At 63.6% G+C, this 828-nt stretch carries 1 protein-coding gene; it reads right to left on the bottom strand.

The annotated features are described in order from the left end of the window. Positions 1-828: tryptophan--tRNA ligase (gene trpS, locus DW732_RS09725; RefSeq protein WP_118099418.1), on the bottom strand; the 828-nt coding region annotated here is incomplete at both ends.

Below are 828 nucleotides of genomic sequence, written 5' to 3'. Positions count from 1 at the left end.
CTCGTTGACCGCCTCGGTCACGTACTTCTTAAGCTGACCGGAGCCGCCCATGCCAATCTCTTCGGCGATCTCAACCTCGGAACGACCGGTGCAGATGGCGGCTGTCGAAAGCAGACCGGACACGCCGGGGCGGTTCTCGGGGTCAAACGTGATCATGCGCTCGGAGTCGGTCTGGCTCTTCTTGATGCGCTTGGCCGTCTCCTCGGCGGTCATCGAAATATTGATGGCGTTGCCGTAGCTCTTGCTCATCTTTCGACCGTCCAAGCCGGGCAGCAGCGGCGTGTCGGACAGCAGCGCGTCGACCTCGGGGAACACCTTGCCGTAGCGGTTGTTAAAGCGGCGGGCGATGGTGCGGGTGAGCTCGATGTGCGGCAGCTGGTCGCGGCCGACGGGCACGACGTTGCCCTTGCAGAACAGGATGTCGCAGGCCTGATGCACCGGGTAGGTGAGCAAAAGGCCGGTGAGCTCATGGCCGCTGGCCTCCATCTCGGCCTTAACCGTTGGGTTGCGCGCCAGCTCGGCCTCGGAGACCAGCGACAGGAACGGCAGCATGAGCTGGTTGGCGGCGGGCACGGCGGAGTGCGCGTAGATCATGGTCTTGTCGGGGTCGATGCCGCAGGCAAGGTAGTCCATGACCATGTTGTACACGTTGTCCTGGATGTGCTCGGTGGTGTCGCGGTCGGTGATGACCTGGTAGTCGGCGATGAGCACGTTGGTCTTGGCGCCCATGTTCTGCAGCTCAACACGGCCCTTGAGGGTACCGAAGTAGTGGCCCAGGTGCAGACGGCCGGTGGGGCGGTCGCCGGTGAGCATGGTGAACTTCTCGGG

Source organism: Collinsella sp. AM28-11LB (assembly GCF_003469895.1).
In the GTDB taxonomy this organism is placed as follows: Bacteria; Actinomycetota; Coriobacteriia; order Coriobacteriales; family Coriobacteriaceae; genus Collinsella.
This window is presented reverse-complemented; position numbering and strand designations above follow the sequence as displayed.